The sequence below is a fragment of the Clostridium sp. DFI.1.208 genome (assembly GCF_024463855.1).
In the GTDB taxonomy this organism is placed as follows: domain Bacteria; phylum Bacillota_I; class Bacilli_A; order Erysipelotrichales; family Erysipelotrichaceae; genus Clostridium_AQ.
In genome coordinates this window covers 1-873 of record NZ_JANGCA010000161.1, presented here as the reverse complement: position 1 = coordinate 873, position 873 = coordinate 1, and the positions used below count along the sequence as shown (strand labels likewise).

Genomic DNA, 873 nt, shown 5'->3' with positions numbered 1-873 from the left:
AGGTTTTTTTATAGAAATGAACAAATTGAACAAAAAGAAACACCCCACAATAATTTAGAGGGAACCAATCAATAAACCCCACGATAATTTAAAGCACCCTTTCCTCCCCACGATAATTTAGATATCCTTTTAAAGAGCTGTATCATCTCAGCTCTTTTTCTGAATGTTATGAATCCGTACATATAATAAGTAAATGAAACTCCTGCAAAGAACGATAACATAAATTTCATAGGATAGTTAACATGTGAGATAAGTATATGGCATGTAGTGAAGAAGGATTTATCCGAAAAAGGAAGGCGTACGAAAAGCACAGGATATTCCGAATGCAGTGGAGCAGAAGGATGAGAATAAGCAGAGGCTGCTGGAGCTATTAAAGATTTTGTTTATAAAAAATCTCGCAATAGTGGATAAAAAGGAACAATTGCAGAAGACGTATGGTATACGAATGGAGAAGGAGATAGATAAGGAGGTCATGACGATGTGCAACTTTAGTGATTTCATTGAACAAAGAGGTATAGAAAAGGGCTTGTTACAGGGAAAAGCTGAAGGCAAAAAAGAAGGAAAGGCGGAAGGCAGAGTGGAAGCAACGCTATTCTATGTAAGAAAACTGATGCAGAAAATCGATGTCAGTGCGGTGGATGCCATGAATATGCTGGATGTTGAAGAAGATATCCGACCTACGGTTCTGCAATCTTTACACCTATCCTAAAAGCTACTCTCACAAATAATTGAAAGGGCTGTTAAAAACAGCTCAATGGCATCAACCTAAGGAAATGTGGTTGATGCCATTTTTAAATATTGTGTCTTAACTACAAAATAACTGAAGGAATCATATTTTTTGGTACACAAAAACTCATTGATTATGCGTTAGAA

General features: G+C 36.4%; 1 protein-coding gene. It reads left to right on the top strand.

What is annotated here, in order from left to right; all coding sequences use genetic code 11:
* Positions 1–328: 328 nt before the first annotated feature.
* Positions 329–709, top strand: coding sequence for a hypothetical protein (locus tag NE665_RS23810; protein WP_256302695.1), 381 nt, complete (start codon positions 329–331; stop codon positions 707–709).
* The last annotated feature ends 164 nt before the right edge of the window (positions 710–873 follow it).